Raw genomic sequence first — 14,841 nt, forward strand, 5'->3', positions numbered from 1 at the left:
TCAGCCCGCCTTCCCCGGCGCGGCGGCCTCGCCCAGTTCGGCGGAGATCCGCCCCAGCTGGGCCAGCCGCTGCTCCAGGCTCGGATGGGTGGAGAAGAGCCGGGCGATACCGGGGTCGGAGCCCAGCGCCGGAGTGAAGTAGAACGCGTTGAACGCCTGGGCGGTGCGCAGATCCTCCGAGGGGATCCGGGCGATGTCACCGGTGACCTTGGTCAGCGCCGAGGCGAGCGCGGAGGGCCGCCCGGTCAGCAGGGCCGCCGCCCGGTCGGCCGCCAGCTCCCGGTACCGCGACAGCGCCCGGATCAGCAGGAAGCTGATCGCGTACACGGCCGCCGACACCCCCATCACCACGGCGAACACGGCCAGCGTGTTCTGGTCCTTGCGGCCCCGTCCGCCCAGCAGCTCCGAGTAGAACGCGAACCGGACCACCAGCCCCGCGAGCACCCCGAGGAAGGAGGCGACCGTGATCACCGCGACGTCCTTGTGCGCCACGTGCGACAGCTCGTGCGCGAGAACCCCTTCCAGCTCGGCGGGTTCCAGCCGCCGCAGCAGCCCGGTGGTCACGCACACCACGGCGTTGTCCGGGTTGCGCCCGGTCGCGAACGCGTTCGGCATGTCCATGCTGGACACGGCCACCGTCGGTTTCGGCATGTCCGCCATGGCGCACAGCCGGTCGATCACCGCGTGCAGCTGCGGGAACTCCTCCGGCTCCACCACCCGCCCGTGCATCGCGAACAGCGCGATCCGGTCGGAGAACCAGTACTGCGCGATGAGCACACCCGCCGCGATCACCACGACCAGCACCCACGACTTCAGCAACACGATCAACGCGGCCACGAACGCCACGTACAGCAACCCGAGCAGGAACAGCGTCAGCCCCATGCGCACGGTCAGCCGCCGGTCGCTCCGGAAGCGGCTCTGCATCGTCCATCACCCCGCAGAAAGGCACCCACGAATCAGTCCCCTCCCGCTTCCAGTGTGCACCTGCGGGGCGGCCCGGCGGGCGGCCCGCTACACCCCGTGCGTCTGGGCGTAGCCGATGAGGACGATCAGGGCGGCCACGGAGCCGAGGACGGCGGCGGTGGATATCCAGGAGGAGCGGCGGGGGACGGCGGGGCCCGGGTCGCCGCGGAAGGGGACCGGGCCGGGCGGGTCGTCCTTCCAGCGGGCGGCGAGCATACGGGCCCGCGCGGAGGGCTCCTTGTGCTCGGCGGCGCTCGCCCAGCGGTGATCGAATTCCCGCTCGAAGTCGTCGTGTCCGGCCATGCCCGTCACCTCTTCTGCTGTCTTCTGCCGTTCTTCTGCTGTCTTCTGCCGTCGCCGGCTCCGTCAGTAGGAGACCCGCCGGACGCCGGAAGGTTGCACGGGGGCGTCCCTCGTTCGGCTCAAGATGCTGAGTCGTGCGGCGGCGGCTAGCCTCGTTGCAAGTGAGCGCGCTGCGGCCGGCCGCGGCCTTCCGGCACGTCACCCGAGGAGCCGTACCAGCGGCACGAGCGGGTGGAAGGGAAGGTTTTCCATGAAAGCACCACGCGCGAGGCGACTCTTCGCACTGTCCACCGCCGGCCTCCTGCTGGCGGGCGGCGCGGCGATCGGCACGGCGGGCACCGCCTCGGCGGCCACCGCACCGGCCGGCACCTCGGCCACCGCGACCCACGGCAGCTGCGGCTGGTGGAGCAGCAACTGCTACGGCCGCCGCGGCGACCGCGGAGCCCTCTACGGCCCCGGGTACGGCTACGGCTATGGCTTCGGCTACAACCAGAGCTCGGTCGTCGTGATCGTGCTCTGACACCGGCGCCGGGTCCCCCCGACTGCACCCCGAGGACCGAGGACCGGCACCCCTCAAACGAGGAACCGCCCCCCGTGCGAGCACTGCACGGGGGGCGGTTCCATGGGGCGTCGCGCCGGGCGGCGCGGTGCCGGTCACACGTCGAAGTACAGCTCGAACTCGTGCGGGTGCGGGCGGAGCTGGAGCGGGGCGATCTCGTTGGTGCGCTTGAAGTCGATCCACGTCTCGATCAGGTCCGGCGTGAACACGTCGCCCTGGAGCAGGAACTCGTGGTCGGACTCCAGGCGGTCGAGGACGGCGCCGAGGGAGGTCGGGACCTGGGCGACGTTCGCGTGCTCCTCGGGCGCCAGCTCGTAGAGGTCCTTGTCGATCGGCTCGGCCGGCTCGATCTTGTTCTTGATGCCGTCGATGCCCGCGAGCAGCAGCGCGGAGAACGCCAGGTACGGGTTGCCGGAGGCGTCCGGGGCGCGGAACTCGACGCGCTTGGCCTTCGGGTTCGAGCCGGTGATCGGGATGCGCATCGCGGCGGACCGGTTGCGCTGCGAGTACACCAGGTTCACCGGGGCCTCGAAGCCGGGCACCAGGCGGTGGTAGGAGTTCACCGTCGGGTTGGTGAAGGCCAGCAGCGACGGCGCGTGCTTGAGGATGCCGCCGATGTAGTAGCGCGCGGTGTCCGACAGGCCCGCGTAACCGGCCTCGTCGTAGAACAGCGGGTCGCCGTTGCTCCACAGCGACTGGTGCACGTGCATGCCCGAGCCGTTGTCGCCGAAGATCGGCTTCGGCATGAAGGTCGCGGTCTTGCCGTTGCGCCAGGCGACGTTCTTCACGATGTACTTGAAGAGCTGGAGGTCGTCGGCGGCGGCGAGCAGCGTGTTGAACTTGTAGTTGATCTCCGCCTGGCCCGCGGTGCCCACCTCGTGGTGCTGGCGCTCGACCTTCAGGCCGGAGCGCTCCAGCTCCAGGGAGATCTCGGCGCGCAGGTCGGCGAAGTGGTCGACCGGCGGGACCGGGAAGTAGCCGCCCTTGTAGCGGACCTTGTACCCACGGTTGTCCTCCAGCGCGCCGGTGTTCCAGGCACCCGCCTCGGAGTCGATGTGGTAGAAGGACTCGTTCTCGGCGGTGCGGAAGCGCACGGAGTCGAAGACGTAGAACTCGGCCTCGGGGCCGAAGAACGCGGTGTCGGCGATCCCGGTGGACGCCAGGTACGCCTCGGCCTTCTTCGCCACGTTGCGCGGGTCACGGGAGTACTGCTCGCCCGTGATCGGGTCGTGGATGAAGAAGTTGATGTTGAGGGTCTTGTCCCGGCGGAACGGGTCCAGCCGCGCGGTGGACAGGTCGGGACGCAGGGACATGTCCGACTCGTGGATGGCCTGGAAGCCGCGGATCGAGGATCCGTCGAACGCCTGCTCGTCATCGGGGTCGAACGCATCGGCGGGCAACGTGAAGTGCTGCATGACGCCCGGCAGGTCGCAGAAGCGGACGTCGACGAACTTGACGTCCTCGTCCGCGATGAACTTCTTGGCCTCGTCGGCGTTCTGGAACATCCAGCTCCTCCTACTCCCGACCGTCCCGCCGGGGTGGTAGATCGTGCGTGCGGCCAGTGCGGTGGCACACGGTGCCTCGACCCTAGGGACGGGTGATTTCCCGGGCGTGACCCGTTTGTTTCGCAGAAGTTAACCGGCCGGGGCGCGGTCACGTCCGTGGACACCCCGGCGGCCGTCCCACTTCCAGCCTCGCAGTACCGTGGACGGGTGGACAACAGGCAAGCAGTGGGATCGTGGCTCTCCGGACCGCGCGCGGCCATGGAGGACGCGGGCGCCGACTTCGGTTACCGGGGTGAACAGCTCGGACTGCCGGAGCAGGGCCCCGGCTCGATCGCCCGGCCGGGCAGGCGGCTGGCCGCCCTCGCCGTCGACTGGGGCCTGTGCCTCCTGATCGCATACGGCCTCATCGCCGACAGTTACAACGAGGCGGCCCAGGTGTGGGGCCCCCTCATCCTCCTCGTACTGATGGTGCTCACCCTCGGCACGGTCGGCTGCACCCCCGGCAAGCGGCTGCTCGGGCTGCGGGTGGTCGCCCTCGGCACCGGCCGCGTCCAGCCGCTGCGTGCCCTGCTGCGCACGGTGCTGCTCTTCCTGGCCCTCCCGGCGCTGATCTGGGACCGCGACGGCCGCGGCCTGCACGACCGGCTCGCGGGCACGGTCGAGGTCCGGCTGTAGGAGCGTAGAGCTGAGTAGAGCTGAGGGGCGCCCGGAGTGATCCGGGCGCCCCTCAGCTCTACTCAGCTCTACGCTGTCCGCTCGTACGCCGGGAAGGCTCAGCGCGCCTTCGGGCCGCCGCCCCGCGGCATCCGCATGCCCTTGGGCATCGGGCCCTTCGGCAGCGGCATGTTGCTCATCAGGTCGCCCAGGGCGCGCAGCCGGTCGTTGGTGGCGGTGACCTGGGGGCCGGTCAGCACGCGAGGGAACTTCAGCATGGTCGTGCGCAGCTTCTTCAGCTCGACCTGGCCCTCGCCGGTGCCGACGATCACATCGTGCACGGGGACATCCGCGACGATGCGGTTCATCTTCTTCTTCTCGGCGGCGAGCAGGGTCTTCACCCGGTTCGGGTTGCCCTCGGCGACCAGCACGATGCCGGCCTTGCCGACCGCGCGGTGCACCACGTCCTGGCTGCGGTTCATGGCGACGGCCGGGGTGGTGGTCCAGCCGCGGCCGATGTTGTCCAGCACCGCGGCGGCGGCGCCCGGCTGCCCCTCCATCTGCCCGAAGGCGGCCCGCTCGGCCCGGCGGCCGAAGACGACCGCCATCGCCAGGAAGGCGAGCAGGAGGCCCAGGATGCCCAGATAGACGGGGTGGCCGATCAAGAAGCCGATCCCGAGAAGGACACCGAAGACGACGATGCCGACAGCCGCGAGTACGAGGCCGATCTTCGGATCGGCCTTGCGGGTCATCTTGTACGTCAGGGCGATCTGCTTCAGTCGCCCCGGGTTCGCAGCCTCGGCTGCGGTTTCCTTCCTCGCCATGCCACGAAGTCTACGTGCCCCCGCGAGTGGCCGACGACGCAGTGCCCGGCGTCCGGCCGCGGGCGTGCGACGGGGCGCGGCGCGGGCGTACGGCGGGGCGCGCTGCGGGCGCAGGCGCGGCGCGCGCTACGGGCGTACGGCCGGGAAGCGGTCGAGGACGCGCTGCGCCTCGACCCGGTCCTTGGCGCGGCGGCGGTCCTCCAGCACGGAGGTCCAGGCGTTGCGGCGGGCGGTGCGCTGGCCGCCGCTCATGAGCAGCGACTCGACCGCACGGAGTGCGACCGAGAAGGACGGGATGGCGGTGGCGCGGACGGGCGCGGCCTGCATGGTGGAGGTCCCCCCTCGTAACGGCTCCGGACGCGGATGGTGTGGAACCAGGGTCACTGTCTGGTGTTACCAGGGCGTGACCGACCGGTCAAACAGCGGTGAAGCCCTGACATCGCGGGCCAAAAGGGCGACGCGGCCCCGGCCGGCGCCCTCATCTGCGGGGACGCCCGGGACCGCGTCGTCTCGGCCTTTACTGAGCGGTAAGTTCTTGTGCTCGAATTCACACAGTCCCGGCGGTCCCGTCGGAGGCGGCGGGACGCGGCGGTTGACGGTGCGTCAGGCGGCGTGGGCGGTTCAGACGGCCTGCGCGGCGACGAAGGCGCCCCGCTTCTCGATCGCCATCTGGTACAGCCGCCCGGCGCGGTAGGAGGACCGTACCAGCGGCCCGGACATCACGCCCGAGAAGCCGATCCGCTCGGCCTCCTCCTTCAGCTCCACGAACTCCTGCGGCTTGACCCAGCGCTCCACCGGGTGGTGGCGCACGCTCGGGCGCAGGTACTGCGTGATGGTGACCAGCTCGCAGCCCGCCTCGTGCAGCTGCTTCAGCGCCTCGACGACCTCCTCGCGGGTCTCGCCCATGCCGAGGATGAGGTTGGACTTGGTCACCAGGCCGAAGTCGCGGGCCTCGGTGATGACCTTCAGGGAGCGCTCGTAGCGGAAGCCGGGGCGGATCCGCTTGAAGATCCGCGGGACCGTCTCGACGTTGTGCGCGAAGACCTCGGGCCGGGACTCGAACACCTCGGCGAGCTGCTCGGGGACCGCGTTGAAGTCGGGGGCGAGCAGCTCGACCTTGGTCCGGCCGCCCTCGCGCTCCGCCGTCTGCGCGTGGATCTGGCGCACGGTCTCGGCGTACAGCCAGGCGCCGCCGTCCGCCAGGTCGTCGCGGGCGACGCCGGTGATGGTGGCGTAGTTCAGGTCCATGGTGACCACGGACTCGCCCACGCGGCGCGGCTCGTCACGGTCCAGCGCCTCGGGCTTGCCCGTGTCGATCTGGCAGAAGTCGCAGCGCCGGGTGCACTGGTCGCCGCCGATGAGGAAGGTCGCCTCGCGGTCCTCCCAGCACTCGTAGATGTTCGGGCAGCCGGCTTCCTGGCAGACCGTGTGCAGGCCCTCGCTCTTCACGAGGTTCTGCATCTTCGTGTACTCGGGACCCATTTTCGCCCGGGTCTTGATCCACTCGGGCTTGCGCTCGATGGGGGTCTGGCTGTTGCGGACCTCCAGGCGCAGCAACTTGCGTCCGTCGGGTGCGACTGCGGACACATCGGCTCCCTGTAACTTCGATTCTTCGGCGTACCCAGCGTACGCCCGTGTTCCTTGCGCCCTGTCGGTGAGGCCAACCTTCGACCCGCGGAGATCATTCCCGTCGCCGGGCGAGTGCCGCGGGTCCGCCGGGCCGCGCCGTCAGACGGCCGCCGTCTTCTCCACCGCGCGCGGCCTGAGGTCGGCGTTCTCCAGGACGTCCCGCAGATGCCGCTCGACCACGGGCAGCACCTCGGCGATGGTGACGTCCCGGCCCAGCTCGGCCGCGAGCGAGGCGACGCCCGCGTCCCGGATCCCGCAGGGGATGATCCGGTCGAACCACTTGTTGTCCGGGTTCACGTTCAGCGCGAAGCCGTGCATCGTGACGCCCTTGGCCACCCGGATGCCGATGGCGGCGATCTTCCGGTCCTCGCGGCGCTGGCCCGCGTTGGAGGGCGCGTACTCGGGACCGTTCAGCCGGGGGTCGAACTCCTCGTCGGCCAGCCGCGGGTCGAAGTCGAGGGAGAGGCCGCCGAGCGCGGGCCGCAGCTCGACCGGGTCGCCGAGCACCCACACCCCGCTGCGGCCCTCGATCCGGGTGGTCTCCAGGCCGAACTCCGCGCAGGTGCGGATCAGCGCCTCCTCCAGGCGCCGCACGTGCGCCACCACGTCCACCGGGCGGGGCAGCTTCTGGATCGGGTAGCCGACCAGCTGTCCGGGGCCGTGCCAGGTGATCTTGCCGCCGCGGTCCACGTCGACGACGGGGGTGCCGTCGAGCGGGCGCTCGCTGTCCTGGGTGCGCCGGCCCGCCGTGTACACGGGCGGGTGCTCCAGCAGCAGCACGGTGTCGGGGATCTCGTCCGCGAACCGGGCCGCGTGCACCCGCCGCTGCTCGTCCCAGGCCTCCTGGTAGTCCACGGCCTCGGCACCGAATCCCCTGCGGACGAACCGCACCTCACTCACGGCAAGCGCCTCCCTGGAAGGTCGTCAGGCACGTCATGCGCCCACGCCACTGTACGTCCGGCCGCCGCGCGTCAGCCGCGCGGGCAATCCTCACACGATCGGATGAATAGGTGCCGAAGAGCGCAGCCGGGTGTTCACTCTCCGCTACATTCGCGCCGTTCATGAGGCCATAAGGGCTGCTCACAGGCAATCCGGGCACCACGCACCCGCGTGCGGGCCCGAAAGGCAGGAGACCGCACCGCAGATGACGGAACGACCCGCGCAGCGCACCCCCAACCGCCAGCTCGCCGCGCTCATCGCAGAAGCGGGGTTCTCCAACGCAGGTCTGGCCCGTCGTGTGGACCAGCTCGGCCTCGAACACGGCCTGGACCTGAGATACGACAAGACCTCGGTCACCCGCTGGCTCCGCGGCCAGCAGCCCAGAGGGACCACCCCCGCCCTCATCGCCGAGGTCTTCACCCGGCGCCTGGGCCGCCGCCTCACCGCGCAGGACCTCGGCCTGGACGCCTGCGCCCCGGTCTACGCCGGGCTGGAGTTCGCCGCCGCCCCCGAGGAGGCCGTCGACATCGTCAGCGGGCTGTGGCGCAAGGACTCCGGCAGCCAGGCCGAACTCCGCAAGATCGCCTTCACTCCGGCCGGGCTCGTGGTGCCCAGCCGCGACTGGCTGATCGGGCGGGCCGACGACCGCGTCGCCCGGACCGAGCAGCCCGCCGCGCCCCGGGTCCCCGCCCAGGGCCGTACGGCCGCCGCGCCGCCGTCCCGGCCCACGCCCGCGCCCGCGTCCGCGTCCGCGCCCCCGCTCGCCGGGACCGGGCAGCCGGTCCCCGGCGTGCCCCGCCAGCGCGGGCGGGCCGAGCGCGCCCGGACCGAGCAGGAACCCGGCCGCCGGGTCACCCCCGGGGACATCGCCGCGCTGCGCTCGGTGGGCGAGCTGTTCCGCAGCCTCGACGACATGTACGGCGGCGGGCACGCCCGGCAGGCCCTCGTGCGCTATCTGGAACACGAGTGCGAGCCGATGCTGCGCGGCAGCTACGGCGAGCAGACCGGGCGCCGCCTGTTCGCGGCGGCGGCCGACCTCACCCGGCTCGTCGGCTGGACGTCGTACGACATCGCCGCGCACGGCCTCGCCCAGCGCTACTTCGTCCAGGCGCTCCGGCTCGCCCAGGCCGCCGGGGACCGGGCCTACGGCGCCTACGTCCTGGTCACCATGAGCCGGCAGGCCGTCTACCTGGCGCACGGGCGGGAGGCCGTCCAGCTGGCCCGGGTGGCGCAGCAGGGCCTCGGCGGCTCCGCGCCGCCCGCCGTGCAGGCGCTGCTGCACGCGGCCGAGGCACGCGGGCACGGGGTGCTCGGCGAGGTCCGCGCCTGCACGGCGTCGCTGGCCCGCGCCGAACGCGCCCTGGAGGCGGCCAGGCCCGGTGACGAGGTGCCCTTCTGGGCGCGCTCCTACGACGAGGGACAGCTCGCCGACGAACTGGGGCACTGCCACCGGGACCTCCAGCAGTACCGCGCCGCCGCCCAGCACGCCGAACGCGCCCTCCAGCTCCGCGCCCCGGCGTACGCCCGCAGCCGCCTGTTCAGCCGGGTCGTCCTCGCCACCGCCCGCCTCGGCCTCGGCGACCTCGAACAGGCCTGCCGCCTGGGCGCCGAGGCCGCCGCCCAGGCCGCCGACATGCGCTCGGCCCGCGCCGACGAGTACGTCCGCGACTTCGAACGCCGCCTTGAGCCCTACAAGGACGCGCCCCCGGTCCGCACGTACCGCGACAAGGTGGCGTCCCTGGGCTGAGCAGCCGGGACGCGGTGCGGGCGGGCGACGGCCGGTCGTGCGGCCGGGCGGCGGTGCCTGGTCGCGGCGGGGCGGAGGGTGCGTGCTGGTCGGCCGAGGGCGTGGCCGGGGCATCGCGGCGCGCGGCCCGCGCCGAGTGGCCGGGAAGGCTGCCGCGCGTGCGGGTCGGCGTGGTGGTGCCCGGTCACGGGTGCGGCGGGCGGTGGGCGTCTGCCGGTCGCGGGCGGCACCTGCCGCCTGCTCGGCGGAGCGGGCGTGGACCGGCCGCCGTCCTCGCAGCCGGGGCGGCTCGGCACCGGCCGGGCCGCGCCCGGACAGCCGTACGGCTTCCGTCGGCGCCGACCGGACCGCGTCGCCGTGACTGCCCCCGGCCGGCCGCCCGGTGGCGGCACCGGCACCGTCCGTGTCGCGCCCGGCCGGCCGCGCGGCTCGCGTCGGCACCGAACGGGCCGCGTGGCCGTGACCGTCCCCGGCCCGGCCACCCGGTCGCGTCCGCGGCGGTCTCGGGAGGCCCTGCGGGCCGCCGCTGCGCCCCGCCGAGGGGCTGGCCCGGGTGCCCTCGGGCGAGCCCGCCGAGGTCCAGGGGCGGAGCCCCGGTGGGGCCGAAGGGGCGAAGCCCCTGGGGACGGGACGGGAAGGGGCGGCGGGGGCGAGAACCCTGGGCCCACCGGCCGGTCCCCGGGCCCACCGGGCTCTGGCTTCTGGGTCACCGGCCTTGGGCCCAGCCCCCAGGGCCCAAGGGCCCCGCCTCTTCCCGCACCCCCGGAGGGGATCCCCCTCAGGCCGCCGCCGCCCGCGGCGTAGTCGTCGGGAGGGGGTCCGCGCTGTGCATCGGGCGGCCCGTGCCGAGGTCGGCGAGGATCGCGGCGGCGGCGCGGTGGGCCGAGTGCAGGGCGCCCTGGAGGGTGCTGGTGTCGCGGTGGTCACCGCACACGTAGAGCCCGGCCAGCAGCCGCACCGGCCGCCGCAGATCGTGCGGCGCGCGCATCGCGGGCACCGCCTCGGCGTGGTGGTGGACGGCGAGCGTCTCCCAGCGGTCGGTCGAGGTGCCGTACAGCCGGGCCAGATGACGGCGTACGGCGGTGTCGACGTCGGCCGACGGCGTGCCCAGGACCGTGGAGGAGACCAGCGCGCGCCCGGCCGGGGCGCGGGACGGGTCCACGTGGCTCACCACGGCCGTGTGCGCGACCGGCCCGCCCCGCTCCGCGTCGAGCAGCAGGTGCGCGCCCGTCCCGGGCGGCTCGTCCGTGGTGTGGTGCACCACGGTCACCGGGTGGAAGCCGGGGACCCGCAGTCCGGGCAGCAGCGTGGCGGCGGTCCGCGCGCCGGTGGCCACCAGCACCGCGTGGCAGCGGATCTCGCCGTGCTCCGCCGTGGTCACCGTGTTGGTGGACACCGAGGTGACCCGCACGCCGGTGCGCACGGTGCCCGGCGGCAGCGTGCTCGCGAGGAGTTCCGGCAGCACCTCCGCGCCGCCCTCCGGCAGGCACAGCCGCCCGGTGGCGAAGGCGCGCAGCGCCAGGTCGGCGCAGCGGCTGGACGTGGTGAGGTCCGGGTCGCACAGCAGCGCGGACAGCAGCGGCCGCAGGAAGCCGTCGACGGTGCGGGCGGGCAGCCCGCGCTCCGCAAGGGCCTGGGCCGCGGGCACGTCCGGGCGGGCCAGGAGGCGTTCGACCGGGGTGGCGGCGATCCGGGCCAGGGCGGCGCGCACCCGCAGCGGGGTGCCGATGCCGAAGGGCTGGGCGCGGTCGGCCGCCGGTGCGAAGCGGCCGGGCCGGGCCGGTGCCGCGGAACCGGGTGCGGCGAAGTCGTCGGGCCGGGCCGCCCGGGACCGCGGCGGCGGCACGGGACGCAGGGCCCGGACGCCCCGGCCGCCGGGCAGCGCCGCGGAACGGGGGGCGCTCGCCAGGGCGCGCACGGCATGCAGTGCGCTCCGCGCGCTTCCGGCGCCCGCCGGGGCACCCGCCCGGTGGCGCCGCCCGTCGTGGTGCAGCAGGACCCCCGGCGCGAAGGGACGCAGCACGAGCGCGTCCAGCCCGGGACTGCGGGCCAGTTGGGGATACGACGTGAACAGCGGCTGTCCGATCCGGTCGAGCCGGAACCCGTCGGTCTTCTCCGTCGCCATGCGACCGCCCACGAAGGAGGCGGCCTCCAGGACCGCGGTCGTCACTCCTGCGCTGGTCAGCCGATGCGCCGCGGAGAGTCCGGCGACCCCGGCTCCCACCACCACGACATCCACCTGGTACGCGGGCTCAAGCACGTGCCCCTCCTCGAGGTTGCGCGACCGGTGGGGCGGTGATGCCCTCGACCGGCTTGAGGAATACCCGAGTTCGGCACGAGATTAGGGCGCCGTCCGGTCAGGGGCAGTCGCGCATGGACAGGGCACGGTCGCACGGCGGTCGCATACGGCCGCACGCGCACGGCGCCCGCCCCGAGGCCACCGCCGCCCGGCCCACCCCGCCCGTCCCACCGCCTCCCGTACGCCCCTTCCCGCACCACGGCCGGCCGGTACGCCCCACCCCGCACCACGGCCTCCCGCACGCCCTCCCCGGACCACGGCCGCGCCCGCCCCGGCGCCGCGCCCACGACCCTCAGCTCCCGGCGGCTCCCGGTGGCTCCCGGCGGCTTCCGGCGAGCCTGCCCACGGGACCCGGGCGCCCCGTCCGCGGGACCGCGCGCCGAGCGGCCTCCGCCCCCGGAACGGTGTCCTCACAGCGCCGCCCGCACCGCGTCCTCGATCCCGGGGAAGGCGAACACGAACCCGGACTCCAGCAGCCGCCGCGGCAGCACCCGCGCGCTGCCCAGCACGTCCCCGGCCATCTCCCCGAGCGCGGCCCGCAGCACCGGCGCCGGGACCGGCAGCAGCGCGGGCCGGTGCAGCACCCGGGCCATCGCCGCGGTGATCTCACGGTTCGTCAGCGGTTCGGGCGCGGTCAGATTGACCGGCCCGGACAGCGACTCGGTGTCGATGAGATGCCGCAGCGCCGCCACCTCGTCGTGCAGCGCGATGAACGACCAGTACTGCCGCCCGTCGCCCAGCCGCCCGCCGAGCCCGGCCCTGAACAGCGGGAACAGCCGCCCCCACGCGCCGCCCTCACGGGCCACCACCAGACCGGTGCGCGCGAACACCGTCCGCACGCCCGCCTCCTGCGCCGCGGCCGCCGCCTCCTCCCACTCCACGCACAGCGCGGCCAGGAACCCGTCGCCGGGCGGCGCGTCCTCGTCCACGGCCGCCTGGCCCGTGTCGCCGTAGAAGCCGATCGCGCTGCCGCCGACGAAGACCCGTGGCGGGGTGTCCAGGGCGGCGGCGGCCTCGGCCAGCGCCGCCGTGCCGAGCACGCGGCTGTCGCGCAGCGTCCGCTTGTACGCGTCCGTCCAGCGGTGGTCGCCGACCCCCGCGCCCGCCAGATCGACCACCGCGTCACAGCCGATGAGCCCCGCCGTGTCCACGTACTGCCGCTCCGGGTCCCAGCGGACCTCGTCCGCGCCGCGCACCGGCCGGCGCACCAGGCGCACCACCTCGTGCCCGTCGGCGGCCAGGGACCGCACCAGCGCGCTGCCGATCAGACCGGACGCGCCGGCCACCGCGATGCGTGAACGTTCCATGCGCCCCATCCTGCCCCGGCGTGCCCCTCCCACCCCCGCGCCCCGCCACGGAAATCCCCGGGACAGCCACCCGGGCCGCACCTACAGTGCCCCCATGCCCGACAGCACAGACAGCAGCACCGACAGCACCGACAGCGCCCGCATATCCGACGGCGCCGCCCCCGCGCCCGGCGCCGCCGCCCCCGCGCCCCCGGCCGCCCCGCGCATCCGCCGGGCCCGAGCGGCGGACGAAGAGGCCCTGGCCCGGCTCGACGGGGCCACCTGGTCCCCGCTGCACTCGGTGCAGCCGCGCCCCGAGGAGCCGTACCCGCCGTTCTTCACCGAACGCACCGGACCGGACCACCATCTGGTCGCCGAACTCGACGGCCGCCCGGTCGGCTACGTCCGCCTCGGCCACCCCACCGAACTGGCCGCCAACACGCACGTCCAGCAGATACGCGGCCTCGCCGTCGCCGAGGAGGCCCGCGGCGCCGGAACGGGCCGCGCCCTGGTGCGCGCCGCCGTCGAGGAGGCCCGCCGCCTCGGCGCCCGCCGCATCACCCTGCGCGTGCTGGGCCCCAACACCCCCGCCCGCAGGCTCTACGAGTCCGAGGGCTTCGTCGTGGAGGGCGTCCAGCCCGGGGAGTTCTTCCTGGACGGCGCCTATGTCGACGACGTCCTGATGGGCCGTTCGCTGATCTGAGCCGCACGCGGCCCGGTGCCTCAGGCGGCGACGAGCCGGCCCGTGTCCACCGCCGCCGTGGCGGCCGCCGCCCGCCGCGCGTCCGCTGCGACCTCGGCGGCGGTCAGCGCGTACCCCGTCTCGGCGTCCGAGGTGGAACGGGCGAACACCATGCCGTAGACCCGGCCGTCCGTGGTCAGCAGCGGGCCGCCGGAGTTGCCCGGCCGGACCGTGGAGCGGATCGAGTAGATCTCCCGGGTGACGGTGGCGCTGTTGTAGATGTTCCGGCCGGTGGCCCGGATCCGGTTCGCCACCGTCGCCGCCTGGAGGTCGAGGCCGCCGTCCTGCGGATAGCCCGCGACCACGGCCGCGTCGCCGCGCCCCGCGGTGCCGTCGAACCGCAGCACGGGGGCGCGCAGCCCGGGGACGTAGAGCACGGCCACGTCCCGGTCCGGGTCGAACAGGACCACCCGCGCGGCGTACGTGTGCCCGACGCCGCCGATCTGCACGTACGGGGCGTCGATGCCCGCCACCACGTGCGCGTTGGTCATCACGCGCTGGCGCGCGAACACGAAACCGCTGCCCTCGCGGCCCTGGTCGCCCGACGAGCCCTCGATCTTCACCGTGCTGAGCCGGGCGGCGTTCGTCGCGCTCGCCGTGACGCTGTCCCCGGAGGGCCGGGCGACCCCGGCCGCCGGTTCGTTCTCGAACGGGTTGAACACCTGCGGGAAGCCCGCCTCGGTCAGCGCGGAGGTGGCCCGCGAGAACCAGGCCGGGGTGGTGTCCGGCATCGCGTCCTGCACGGCGCCCAGCAGCTTCGAATCCCGTATCGCCGTCGTCACCACGGGGGAGGACGAGGCGCCCAGGACGCTCGCCGCCACCCAGGCCACGATCAGCACCGCCACCGCGTTCGCGGCGGCCCCGCCGATCCCGTCGGCCGCCCGCAGCGAGCCCCCGCCGGCGCCCTCCAGGCGGCTCCGCAGCCGCAGCGCGAGGCGCCCCGCCAGTTCGTGCCCGGCGACCGCGGGCACCAGGACCGTGACCACGGCGGTCACCGTCGCCGCCGTGCTCCCGCGCGTGACCAGGTCCATCACCCACGGCAGCACCCAGACGCCGACGGCCGCGCCACCCACGAAACCGGCCAGCGAGACACAGCCGGCCACCAGACCGCGCCGGTAGCCGGACGCCGCGTACAACACGACGACCAGCAGCAGCACGAGGTCGAGCAGATCCACGCAGGCCGCCTTTCTCTCGGACCCGGACACGCCCCGGGACGGACCCGGTGAGCGGCGTGACCGGTCACGCACAGGGGTCCGGGAACCGGCCGTGTGTACGTGTACCCGGAGAAACGCCCCGGACCAGGACGATGGTTCCACCAGGTGGCACAGCACACATCGCGGACGGCGCGGATGGGGGTGATCGTGAAGCCATGCGTGGAGTGGGAGATCCCG

The 14,841-nt window shown here is 74.0% G+C and carries 14 protein-coding genes; 4 read left to right on the forward strand and 10 right to left on the reverse strand.

Annotation, left to right across the window (positions count from 1 at the left end; genetic code table 11):
* Both htpX and B086_RS0115655 read right to left on the reverse strand, forming a co-directional pair.
* Positions 1-924, reverse strand: a complete 924-nt coding sequence (gene htpX, locus B086_RS0115650; protein WP_018567361.1) for a zinc metalloprotease HtpX — start codon at positions 922-924, stop codon at positions 1-3.
* An 87-nt stretch (positions 925-1,011) separates the two neighbouring features.
* Positions 1,012-1,266 (reverse strand): hypothetical protein, encoded by a 255-nt coding sequence (locus B086_RS0115655; protein WP_018567362.1) that lies wholly within the window; start codon positions 1,264-1,266, stop codon positions 1,012-1,014.
* 250 nt (positions 1,267-1,516) lie between these two features.
* On the opposite strand from B086_RS0115655, the gene B086_RS0115660 reads away from it, so the two are divergent.
* Positions 1,517-1,786, forward strand: a complete 270-nt coding sequence (locus B086_RS0115660) for a hypothetical protein (protein ID WP_018567363.1) — start codon at positions 1,517-1,519, stop codon at positions 1,784-1,786.
* Positions 1,787-1,920: 134 nt separating this feature from the next.
* On the opposite strand, the gene glnA is transcribed toward B086_RS0115660, so the two are convergent.
* Positions 1,921-3,330, reverse strand: a complete 1,410-nt coding sequence (gene glnA, locus B086_RS0115665) for a type I glutamate--ammonia ligase (RefSeq protein WP_018567364.1) — start codon at positions 3,328-3,330, stop codon at positions 1,921-1,923.
* A gap of 207 nt (positions 3,331-3,537) precedes the next feature.
* Here glnA and B086_RS0115670 point away from each other — a divergent pair, with 207 nt between their 5' ends.
* Positions 3,538-4,005, forward strand: coding sequence for an RDD family protein (locus B086_RS0115670; RefSeq protein ID WP_078509958.1), 468 nt, complete (start codon positions 3,538-3,540; stop codon positions 4,003-4,005).
* 98 nt (positions 4,006-4,103) lie between these two features.
* On the opposite strand, the gene B086_RS0115675 is transcribed toward B086_RS0115670, so the two are convergent.
* The 4 genes from B086_RS0115675 to lipB form a co-directional block, all read right to left on the reverse strand.
* Positions 4,104-4,808 (reverse strand): DUF4191 domain-containing protein, encoded by a 705-nt coding sequence (locus tag B086_RS0115675; protein WP_018567366.1) that lies wholly within the window; start codon positions 4,806-4,808, stop codon positions 4,104-4,106.
* A 126-nt stretch (positions 4,809-4,934) separates the two neighbouring features.
* Positions 4,935-5,135, reverse strand: a complete 201-nt coding sequence (locus tag B086_RS0115680; protein ID WP_018567367.1) for a hypothetical protein — start codon at positions 5,133-5,135, stop codon at positions 4,935-4,937.
* A 294-nt stretch (positions 5,136-5,429) separates the two neighbouring features.
* Complete coding sequence (lipA, locus tag B086_RS0115685; RefSeq protein ID WP_018567368.1) at positions 5,430-6,395, reverse strand: lipoyl synthase; 966 nt, start codon at positions 6,393-6,395, stop codon at positions 5,430-5,432.
* Positions 6,396-6,536: 141 nt separating this feature from the next.
* A complete protein-coding gene (lipB, locus tag B086_RS0115690; RefSeq protein ID WP_018567369.1) occupies positions 6,537-7,337 on the reverse strand; it encodes a lipoyl(octanoyl) transferase LipB in 801 nt (266 codons plus the stop codon).
* A 244-nt stretch (positions 7,338-7,581) separates the two neighbouring features.
* Between lipB and B086_RS0115695 the strand changes: the two genes are divergently transcribed.
* Complete coding sequence (locus tag B086_RS0115695) at positions 7,582-9,123, forward strand: hypothetical protein (protein ID WP_018567370.1); 1,542 nt, start codon at positions 7,582-7,584, stop codon at positions 9,121-9,123.
* A 778-nt stretch (positions 9,124-9,901) separates the two neighbouring features.
* On the opposite strand, the gene B086_RS0115700 is transcribed toward B086_RS0115695, so the two are convergent.
* On the reverse strand, positions 9,902-11,383 hold the full coding sequence (locus tag B086_RS0115700; protein WP_018567371.1) for an NAD(P)/FAD-dependent oxidoreductase: 1,482 nt from the start codon (positions 11,381-11,383) through the stop codon (positions 9,902-9,904).
* A gap of 449 nt (positions 11,384-11,832) precedes the next feature.
* Positions 11,833-12,729, reverse strand: coding sequence for a TIGR01777 family oxidoreductase (locus B086_RS0115705; protein WP_018567372.1), 897 nt, complete (start codon positions 12,727-12,729; stop codon positions 11,833-11,835).
* Positions 12,730-12,823: 94 nt separating this feature from the next.
* Here B086_RS0115705 and B086_RS0115710 point away from each other — a divergent pair, with 94 nt between their 5' ends.
* A complete protein-coding gene (locus B086_RS0115710; protein ID WP_018567373.1) occupies positions 12,824-13,411 on the forward strand; it encodes a GNAT family N-acetyltransferase in 588 nt (195 codons plus the stop codon).
* A 20-nt stretch (positions 13,412-13,431) separates the two neighbouring features.
* On the opposite strand, the gene B086_RS0115715 is transcribed toward B086_RS0115710, so the two are convergent.
* Positions 13,432-14,625 carry a MarP family serine protease gene (locus B086_RS0115715; protein WP_018567374.1) on the reverse strand — a complete coding sequence of 398 codons (1,194 nt, stop codon included), beginning with the start codon at positions 14,623-14,625 and terminating at the stop codon, positions 13,432-13,434.
* Between the last annotated feature and the right edge of the window lie 216 nt (positions 14,626-14,841).

Source organism: Streptomyces sp. PsTaAH-124 (assembly GCF_000373685.1).
In the GTDB taxonomy this organism is placed as follows: domain Bacteria; phylum Actinomycetota; class Actinomycetes; order Streptomycetales; family Streptomycetaceae; genus Streptomyces; species Streptomyces andamanensis.

What these genes read in the sequence shown, in the direction of transcription:
- B086_RS0115680 (WP_018567367.1), bottom strand. Translation starts at nt 5,135, where the DNA reads ATGCAGGCCGCGCCCGTCCGCGCCACCGCCATCCCGTCCTTCTCGGTC.
- B086_RS0115695 (WP_018567370.1), top strand. Translation starts at nt 7,582, where the DNA reads ATGACGGAACGACCCGCGCAGCGCACCCCCAACCGCCAGCTCGCCGCG.
- B086_RS0115705 (WP_018567372.1), bottom strand. Translation starts at nt 12,729, where the DNA reads ATGGAACGTTCACGCATCGCGGTGGCCGGCGCGTCCGGTCTGATCGGC.
- htpX (WP_018567361.1), bottom strand. Translation starts at nt 924, where the DNA reads ATGCAGAGCCGCTTCCGGAGCGACCGGCGGCTGACCGTGCGCATGGGG.
- B086_RS0115655 (WP_018567362.1), bottom strand. Translation starts at nt 1,266, where the DNA reads ATGGCCGGACACGACGACTTCGAGCGGGAATTCGATCACCGCTGGGCG.
- B086_RS0115660 (WP_018567363.1), top strand. Translation starts at nt 1,517, where the DNA reads ATGAAAGCACCACGCGCGAGGCGACTCTTCGCACTGTCCACCGCCGGC.
- B086_RS0115710 (WP_018567373.1), top strand. Translation starts at nt 12,824, where the DNA reads ATGCCCGACAGCACAGACAGCAGCACCGACAGCACCGACAGCGCCCGC.
- glnA (WP_018567364.1), bottom strand. Translation starts at nt 3,330, where the DNA reads ATGTTCCAGAACGCCGACGAGGCCAAGAAGTTCATCGCGGACGAGGAC.
- B086_RS0115675 (WP_018567366.1), bottom strand. Translation starts at nt 4,808, where the DNA reads ATGGCGAGGAAGGAAACCGCAGCCGAGGCTGCGAACCCGGGGCGACTG.